Origin of the sequence: Streptomyces murinus, assembly GCF_002154555.1 — a bacterium.
In the GTDB taxonomy this organism is placed as follows: domain Bacteria; phylum Actinomycetota; class Actinomycetes; order Streptomycetales; family Streptomycetaceae; genus Streptomyces; species Streptomyces murinus.
The window spans coordinates 1-8,268 of record NZ_MUNF01000394.1 but is presented as its reverse complement, the minus strand read 5'-3'; the positions used below and the strand labels follow the sequence as shown (position 1 = coordinate 8,268).

Sequence of the window (8,268 nt, the reverse complement as noted above, 5' to 3'; positions counted from 1 at the left end):
GGGCATCACCCCGGCGGCCAACCCGGCGGGCCCGGCCCTGGTCGACCACCCGCTGGACGCGCCGTCCACCTGGTCCCGGCTGCTGTGGGCGCGGCGCCGGTTCGACGATGTGATGGTGCCCGGAGCGCGCGCATGAACGACCGGCTGCTCCTCCTGATCGAGTCCAACACCACCGGCACAGGGCGCCAGTTCGCCCAGCGGGCCGTCGCGGCGGGCATCGAACCGGTGCTGCTCAGCGCCGACCCCGGACGCTATCCGTACGCCGCCGAGGACGGGCTGCGCACGGTGGTGGTCGACACCGCCGACCCCGGGGCCCTCTGGTCGGCGGTGCGGGAACTGGCCGCGGGCGCGGAGATCGCGGGCGTGCTGTCCAGCTCCGAGTACTTCGTGGCCACCGCCGCCGAGCTGGCGGACCGGCTCGGGCTGCCCGGCCCGGCCGCCGACGCCGTACGGGCCTGCCGCAACAAGACCACCCAGCGCCGCCTCCTCGCCGGAGCCGGGGTGCCGGTGCCGGGATTCACGGAGGCCGGCGAGGTCGCGGAGGCTGTCGACGCGGCCGCCCGGCTGGGCCTGCCCGTCGTGGTCAAGCCGGTCCAGGGCTCCGGCAGCGTGGGCGTACGGCTGTGCGCGAGCCTCGGGGAGGTCGCCGACCACGCCGGGACCCTGCTGGCGGCCACCGTCAATGAGCGGGGGCTGGCCGCGCCCACCCGGATCCTGGTCGAGTCGTATCTGACGGGCCGGGAGTTCTCGGTCGAGGTGGTCGGGCACGAGGCCGTGGTGACCGTCGCCAAGCACGTCGGCCCGGCACCGGTGTTCGTGGAGACCGGCCACGATCTGCCCGCCGCCCTGCCGACGCGGCAGCGGGACGCCCTGACCGGGTGCGCGGTCGCGGCCGTACGGGCCCTCGGCCTCGGCTGGGGCGCGGCGCATGTGGAACTGCGGCTGGACGGCGACACCCCCCGGGTGATCGAGGTCAACCCGCGGCTGGCGGGCGGCATGATCCCCGAACTGGTGCGCCGCGCCTGCGGGATCGACCTGGTCACCGCGCAGGTCCGGGCCGCCGCCGGACTGCCGGTGACGCTGGAGCGCGACCGGGACGCCGGGGCGTCGATCCGCTTCCTGACCGTCGAGGCGGCGGGCACCCTCGGCCCGGCGGACGCCGTCGAGGCGGCGCTGTCCCGGGCGCGGGAGGTGCCGGAGGTGATGGACGCGGCGCTGTACCGCGCGCCGGAGACGCCCGTGGGACCCGCCGAGGACTTCCGGGGCCGACTGGGCCATGTGATCACGGCCGGTTCCTCGACGGCCGCCGCGGCACGGGCGGCGGACGAGGCGGTGACCAGGCTGGCCGGCGCCCTGCGCCCCCCGGGCGCGTCGCCGACGGCCCAGCCGCCCGCGCCGCCCGCGCCGTCCGACACCGCCCCGGACCACAAGGACCACCAGGACCGCGAGGACCACCAGGACCGCGAGGGCCGCATGGACCGCCAGGAGACCGTATGAGCGCCATCGACGCCATCCACGCCCTCGACGCCATCGCCTGCCGCGCCGAGACGGCCGCCCGCGACGGGGCCGACACCGGCCGGCTGCGGACCACGCTCAACGACGAGGCCCACCGGATCGTCTACGACCAGTACCTGCCGGGCTCCGGCTCCGGCTCCGGCTCCGGCTCCGGCCAAGACGGCATGGTCCAGGAGCTGCGCCTGATCAGCGAGGTGGACCTGGCCCATCTGGTCATGCTGGCCGAGCGCGGCATCGTGGACACCGGCCGGGTCGCGATCCTGCTGGACACCATCTCCGCGCTGCGCGCCGACGACTTCGCCGAGCTGCGCGGCATGCCCATGCCCCGCGGTGTCTACCTGGCCTACGAGGGCAGACTGGTGGAGCGGCTCGGCGAGCGGATCGGCGGTGTCCTGCACACCGGACGGTCCCGCAACGACCTCAACGCGACGACCGTACGGCTGAAGACCCGCGGCCCGTACGGCGAACTCCTCACCGAGGTCGCCGAGTTGGCCGACATCCTGCTGGCCGCCGCCGATGTCTACCGCGATGTCACCATGCCCGCGTACACCCACGGCCAGCCCGCCGTGCCGATCACCTACGGGCACTACCTGACCGGTGTGGCCAGTTCGGTGCTGCGGAGCCTGGCGGCGCTGCTGGAGGCGGGCCGGGAGATCGACGTCAACCCGCTCGGGGCCGGGGCCGTCGGCGGCACCTCCGTCCGCATCGACCCGCACCGCACCGCCGAACTGCTGGGCTTCACCGGCGCGGCACCCAACTCGGTCGACGCGGTCGCCTCACGGGACTTCGTGCTGCGCCTGCTCGCCGCCTGCTCCACCCTCGGGGTGACGATGGCCCGGGTCGCCCGGGATCTGAGTACCTGGACCTCGGAGGAGTTCGGGCTGCTGCGGATGGCCGACGACCTGGTCGGCTCCAGCTCGATGATGCCGCAGAAGCGCAACCCGTTCCTGCTGGAGCACATCCAGGGCCGGTCGAACGCCGCCCTCGGCGGTTTCGTCGCCGCCTCCTCGGCGATGAGCACGGCCGGCTTCACCAACGCCATCGCGGTGGGCACCGAGTCGGTACGCCATCTGTGGCCGGGCCTGCGCGACACCCTGGACGCGGTCACCCTGCTGCGGCTGGTGGTGGCCGGCGCGGAGCCGGAGCGCGAGCGGATGGAGGAGCGGGCCGTCGGGGGCTTCACCACGGCGACGTATCTGGCGGAGTCCCTGGTGATGGACGGCATGCCGTTCCGCAAGGCCCACCATCTGGTGGGGGAGACCGTGCTGTCGGCCCTGGACCGGGGGGTCTCGCTGACCGAGGCGGGCCGCGAGAGGCCCGAGGTCGCCGCGCTCGCACCGGGGGACGGCTCGTCCTGGCTCGATCCCGCGGACGTCGCCGCCGCGTACGCCTACGGCGGCGGGCCCGGCGCCACCTCGACCGAGGCGGCCCTCCACCGACTCACCGCCGAACTCGAACGGCTGCACGACGAGGTGACGGCCCGCAGGACCCGCTGGACGAACGCGGCCGACCGGCTCACCACGACGGTACGGGCGCTGGTCGAATCGTCATGAGCGAAGAGAACGCGGTCATGAGCGAAGAGAACGCCGTCATGAACGGCGACAAATCCGTCATGAGCGACGAGAACGAACGCGGGGCGGGGCTGGACATGCGGCCCCGGCACGACTTCCGGCTGCTGTGGGGCGGCGAGACCGTCAGCAAGTTCGGCAGCAGCATCTCCGGTGTCGCCATGCCGCTGGTGGCCGTGGTGACCCTGCACGCGGGCACCCTGTGGGTGAGCATGCTGGCCGCCGCCGCCTGGCTGCCCTGGCTGCTCTTCGGGCTGTCGGCGGGCGCCTGGGTGGACCGGGTACGGCGGCGCCCGCTGATGATCGCCTGCAACCTGGTCTCGCTGGTGCTGCTGGCCGGGGTCCCCGTCGCCGCCTGGTACGGCGTCCTCACCATGGCGCAGCTGCTCGCCGTGTCCCTGCTGACCGGCTGCGCGAGCGTCCTCTTCTCCGTGGCGTACCGCGTCTATCTGCCGACCGTCGTGGCCAGGGACGAACTGTCCGCGGCCAACGCCAAGCTTCAGGGCAGCGAGTCGGTGGCGCAGCTGGGCGGTCTGGGCGCCGGCGGCCTGCTGGCCGCGGCCCTCGGCGCGGTGACCGGGCTGCTGGCCGACGCGGCGACCTTCCTGGTCTCCACCCTGTGCCTGCTCGCCGTCCGGGGCCGCGAACCGCGCGTCGAGACGCCCCGGGCGCGCCCCGGACTGCGCGCGGAGATCCGGGAGGGCCTGCGCCACACCCTGCGCGATCCCTACCTGCGGGTGCTCACGGTCTACGGGTCGGTCACCAATCTGCTGCTGACCGGCTGCCAGGCCATCCTCACCGTCTTCCTGGTGCGTGAACTGGGCGTCGGCGAGGGCGCGGTGGGCTGGCTGCTCGCGGCGGGCGGCGTGGGCGGATTCCTCGGCGCCCTCGCCGCGGGCCCGATGGCCCGGCGCTTCGGCACGGCCCGCGGCATGCTGCTGTGCAAACTCGTCACCGCCCCCCTGGGACTGCTGATCCCGCTGGCGGGCCCGGGCGCCCGCTCCGTGCTCGTGGCCCTGGGCCTCGCGGGCCTGTCGGTGGGCGTCGTCTGCGGCAGCGTCATCCAGGGCGCGTTCCGGCAGACGTACTGCCCGCCCGAACTGCTCGGCCGGATCACGGCGAGCTACTCCGTCGCCAACTACGGATCGGTGCCGGTCGGCGCGCTGCTCGGCGGCGCGCTCGGTACGTCCTTCGGGCCCCGGCCGACGCTGTGGCTGCTGACCGCCGGACTCGCCGTCAGCAGCCTGCTGTTGCTGGTGAAGCCGCTGGCCGGATGCCGTGACCTGCCCACCGAGCCGGTGGCCGGGGAGCGGGCCGCAGCGGAGGCGACGGCGGCACCGGTGCGCACGGCGACGGCCACGGCCCGCGCGATGTGACGGCCCTCTCGTACAAACGCGTATGACTCGTATGAACATGTATGACACCCCCTCCACGGCCGGGAGCAGTCCAGTGGAATCCACCCCGCAGTCAGTACGGCACAGCCTCCCGCCCCCGGGCACCCCCGACCTGTGGCTGCTACGGCTGTCCGACACCACGGACGCCGGCTCGGACGCCGCCCCCGACGCGGCCACGCTGGACGCGTCCGAACGCGAGCGTGCCGCCTCCTTCGCCAGGCCCGCGGACCGTGTCCGCTTCACGGCCGCGCACCGGGCGCTGCGCGCGGTACTGGGGTCCTACCTAGGGGTGCCGCCGGCGGAGATCCGCTACGCCCGCGAGACCTGCCCCTGCTGCGGCGGACCCCATGGCCGCCCCGCCCTCCTCGGCTGCCCCGGCGATCTCCACTTCTCGCTCTCCCACCGCGGCGACCTGGTGCTGATCGGCGTCGCGGGCGAGCCGATCGGGGTGGACGTGGAGCTGGTGCCCGACATCGAGGGGAGCGGCGAGCTGGCCCTGATGCTGCACCCCGACGAGCAGCGGGAGGCCCGCGCCCTCGACCCGGTCCGGCGCCCGGGGGCCGTCGCCCGGCTGTGGACACGGAAGGAGGCGTACCTGAAGGGCCTCGGCACCGGCCTCGGCCGCGACCCCGCCCTGGACTACATCGGCCTGGGCACCCCGGACGGCCCGCGGCCCCGGGTCGACTGGCACTTCAGGGACGTCCCGGTGGACCGCGGCTACGTCGCCTCGGTGGCCACCCGCGGACCGCTGACCGCCCCCGCCGCACGCCCGAACCGCGTCACCGGCCGCTTCCCCCGGCACCGGTGAAGCGCGCTCGGTCTATGCTCACCTGGTGGAACGCAGGGCGGCAGAGGCTGGTGACGTAGGGACATGCTGAGAGAGGTCACCGCGACCCGCTACATCGAGCCGCTGCGCTCCGGCGGCTCGGTCCCCGGCATCGTCGAGGCCGACGACCTGGGCACGTACGTCGTCAAGTTCACCGGTTCGGCACAGGGGCACAAGGCGCTGGTCGCGGAGGTGATCGTCGGCGAGCTGGCCCGCGCGCTCGGGCTGCGCTTCCCCGAGCTGGTCCTCGTGCACTTCGACCCGGCCGTCGCCGCCGAGGAGCCGCACCAGGAGGTGCGCGAGCTGCACAGCGCAAGCGCCGGGCTGAACCTCGGCATGGACTATCTGCCGGGCGCCCGCGACCTCACCCCGGAACTCGCCCGCGTCTTCCCGGTGGACCCGCTGGAGGCCGGCCGCGTGGTGTGGCTGGACGCGCTGACCGTCAACGTCGACCGCACCGTGCACAGCTCCAACCTGATGGTGTGGCCCACCCTCGGCACCGTGCCGCCGCGGCTGTGGCTCATCGACCACGGCGCCGCCCTCGTCTTCCACCACCGCTGGGACACCACCACCCCGGCCAAGCGGTACGACTTCCGCCATCACGCCCTCGGCCAGTACGGCCCCGACGTCCGCGCCGCCGACGCCGAACTCGCCCCGCGCGTCACGGAGGAGCTGCTGCGCGCGATCGCCGCCGAGGTACCGGACGCCTGGCTGGCCGAGGACGCCGGGTTCGGCACGCCCGACGACGTCCGGGACGCCTACGTCGGCTATCTGCTGGCCCGGGTGCGGCGGTCCGCCGAGTGGCTGCCCACCGACTTCCCGAGCCGCGAACAGGTTGCCGCCGAGGACGCCGCCCGCGCGGCCCGTACCCAGGCGGGCCGCCCGGACTGGCTGAAGCAGGTCCCCGATCTGCACGGCAAGCCGGCCGTGGAACACGACGGGGCGATCCACCTGCGCTGACGGACCCGGGGGGAAACGGCGGGGTGGCCCAGGGAGGACCCCTGAGCCACCCGGAGAGCCGCCGGGGCTCAGCCCCTGAGCTGCTGGTACGCCGGCAGCGTCAGGAAGTCGGCGTAGTCCTCGTCCAGGGACACCCGCAGCAGCAGATCGTGCGCCTCCTGCCAGTGCCCGGCGGCGAACGCCTCCTCGCCGATCTCCTTGCGGATGCCGTCGAGTTCCTCCGCCGCGACCTCGCGGGCCAGCTCGGGCGTCGCCTTCTCGCCGTTCTCGAACTCGACGCCCGCGTTGATCCACTGCCAGATCTGGGAGCGGGAGATCTCGGCGGTGGCCGCGTCCTCCATCAGATTGAAGATGGCGACCGCGCCGAGGCCGCGCAGCCACGCCTCGATGTAACGGATGCCCACCTGCACGGCGTTGACCAGACCGGCGTACGTCGGCTTCGCCTCCAGCGAGTCCACGGCGATCAGGTCGGCGGCCGACACCTGCACGTCCTCGCGCAGCCGGTCCTTCTGGTTCGGCTTGTCGCCGAGCACCCGGTCGAAGGACTCCATGGCGATCGGCACCAGGTCGGGGTGGGCGACCCAGGAGCCGTCGAAACCGTCGTTCGCCTCCCGGTCCTTGTCGGCGCGGACCTTCTCGAAGGCCACCTTGTTGACCTCCGCGTCCCGGCGGGAGGGGATGAAGGCCGCCATGCCGCCGATCGCGTGCGCGCCGCGCTTGTGGCAGGTGCGCACGAGGAGTTCGGTGTAGGCGCGCATGAACGGGGCGGTCATCGTCACCGCGTTGCGGTCCGGCAGCACGAACTTGGGGCCGCCGTCACGGAAGTTCTTCACGATGGAGAACAGGTAGTCCCAGCGTCCCGCGTTCAACCCCGAGGCGTGGTCGCGCAGTTCGTAGAGGATCTCCTCCATCTCGTACGCCGCCGTGATGGTCTCGATCAGCACGGTGGCGCGGATGGTGCCCTGCGGGACGCCCACGTAGTCCTGCGCGAACACGAACACGTCGTTCCACAGGCGGGCTTCGAGGTGCGACTCGGTCTTCGGCAGATAGAAGTACGGGCCCTTGCCGAGGTCCAGCAGCCGCTGCGCGTTGTGGAAGAAGTACAGGCCGAAGTCCACGAGCGCGCCCGGCACCTGACTGCCGTCGGCGGCGACGAGGTGGCGCTCGGCCAGATGCCAGCCGCGCGGGCGCATGACGACGGTCGCCAGCTCCGCGTCCGGTCGCAGCGCGTACGACTTGCCGGACCCCGGGTCGGTGAAGTCGATGTCCCGCCTGTAGGCGGCGATCAGGTTGAGCTGGCCGAGGACGACGTTCTCCCAGGTGGGCGCGGAGGCGTCCTCGAAGTCGGCGAGCCAGACCCTGGCGCCCGAGTTGAGCGCGTTGATGGTCATCTTGCGGTCGGTGGGCCCGGTGATCTCGACGCGCCGGTCGTTCAGCGCGGCCGGGGCCGGGGCGACCCGCCAGGAGTCGTCCGCGCGGATCGCGGCGGTCTCCGGCAGGAAGTCGAGCGTGGAGGTGCGGGCGATCTCGGCGCGGCGCTCGGCCCGGCGGGCCAGGAGTTCATCACGGCGCGGGGTGAACCGCCGGTGCAGCTCCGCCACGAAGGCGAGCGCCGCGTCCGTGAGGACCTCTTCCTGCCGGGGCAGGGGCTCGGCGTCGACGATGGCCAGCGGGGACGGCGCTGGTGCGGACATGAGCTGTCACTTCCTTCAGCGGTGGCACCACGTGCCAAGTGGCACGAAAGGGATGAATCGCGCCCGCTGTGCGGCCGGACGCTTCTGATCAGTGGATACTAGTTTCCTCATTGTGGAACTTCAATGGTGTGTTGATGTCGAGATTCTCCGGGTCGAGGCAAGCTGACGCCGGGTGCCACGGGCCCGGCCGGCGACACCCCGTTCACTCAAGGTGGCTCAGGTCGGCCTCGGTGTCGATGTCGTACGGCCGCGCCACATCCGCGCACTCCACCAACCGGACGGCCTCCTCGTGGGCCTTCAGATAGGCGCGG

At 73.2% G+C, this 8,268-nt stretch carries 6 protein-coding genes and 1 pseudogene; 5 read left to right on the top strand and 2 right to left on the bottom strand.

Annotated elements, in window-relative coordinates:
* Positions 1-132: 132 nt before the first annotated feature.
* The 5 genes from CCN72_RS23560 (at position 133) to CCN72_RS23540 (ending at position 6,263) form a co-directional block, all read left to right on the top strand.
* A complete protein-coding gene (locus tag CCN72_RS23560; protein WP_086809349.1) occupies positions 133-1,497 on the top strand; it encodes an ATP-grasp domain-containing protein in 1,365 nt (454 codons plus the stop codon).
* Complete coding sequence (gene argH / locus CCN72_RS23555) at positions 1,494-3,068, top strand: argininosuccinate lyase (RefSeq protein WP_086809347.1); 1,575 nt, start codon at positions 1,494-1,496, stop codon at positions 3,066-3,068. Before CCN72_RS23560 ends, argH begins: the two co-directional genes overlap by 4 nt.
* Positions 3,069-3,085: 17 nt before the next feature.
* On the top strand, positions 3,086-4,459 hold the full coding sequence (locus tag CCN72_RS23550; protein ID WP_244174415.1) for an MFS transporter: 1,374 nt from the start codon (positions 3,086-3,088) through the stop codon (positions 4,457-4,459).
* 73 nt (positions 4,460-4,532) lie between these two features.
* Entirely contained in the window at positions 4,533-5,285 is a 753-nt protein-coding gene (locus CCN72_RS23545) for a 4'-phosphopantetheinyl transferase family protein (RefSeq protein WP_244174413.1), read from the top strand.
* 63 nt (positions 5,286-5,348) lie between these two features.
* Entirely contained in the window at positions 5,349-6,263 is a 915-nt protein-coding gene (locus tag CCN72_RS23540) for a HipA family kinase (protein ID WP_086809345.1), read from the top strand.
* Positions 6,264-6,331: 68 nt separating this feature from the next.
* On the opposite strand, the gene aceB is transcribed toward CCN72_RS23540, so the two are convergent.
* Positions 6,332-7,957, bottom strand: coding sequence for a malate synthase A (aceB, locus tag CCN72_RS23535; protein ID WP_086809344.1), 1,626 nt, complete (start codon positions 7,955-7,957; stop codon positions 6,332-6,334).
* Positions 7,958-8,159: 202 nt separating this feature from the next.
* Positions 8,160-8,268, bottom strand: a pseudogene (locus CCN72_RS40745) (nucleotidyltransferase family protein); the annotation flags it as partial.

What these genes read in the sequence shown, in the direction of transcription:
- CCN72_RS23560 (WP_086809349.1), top strand. Translation starts at nt 133, where the DNA reads ATGAACGACCGGCTGCTCCTCCTGATCGAGTCCAACACCACCGGCACA.
- argH (WP_086809347.1), top strand. Translation starts at nt 1,494, where the DNA reads ATGAGCGCCATCGACGCCATCCACGCCCTCGACGCCATCGCCTGCCGC.
- CCN72_RS23550 (WP_244174415.1), top strand. Translation starts at nt 3,086, where the DNA reads ATGAGCGAAGAGAACGCCGTCATGAACGGCGACAAATCCGTCATGAGC.
- CCN72_RS23540 (WP_086809345.1), top strand. Translation starts at nt 5,349, where the DNA reads ATGCTGAGAGAGGTCACCGCGACCCGCTACATCGAGCCGCTGCGCTCC.
- aceB (WP_086809344.1), bottom strand. Translation starts at nt 7,957, where the DNA reads ATGTCCGCACCAGCGCCGTCCCCGCTGGCCATCGTCGACGCCGAGCCC.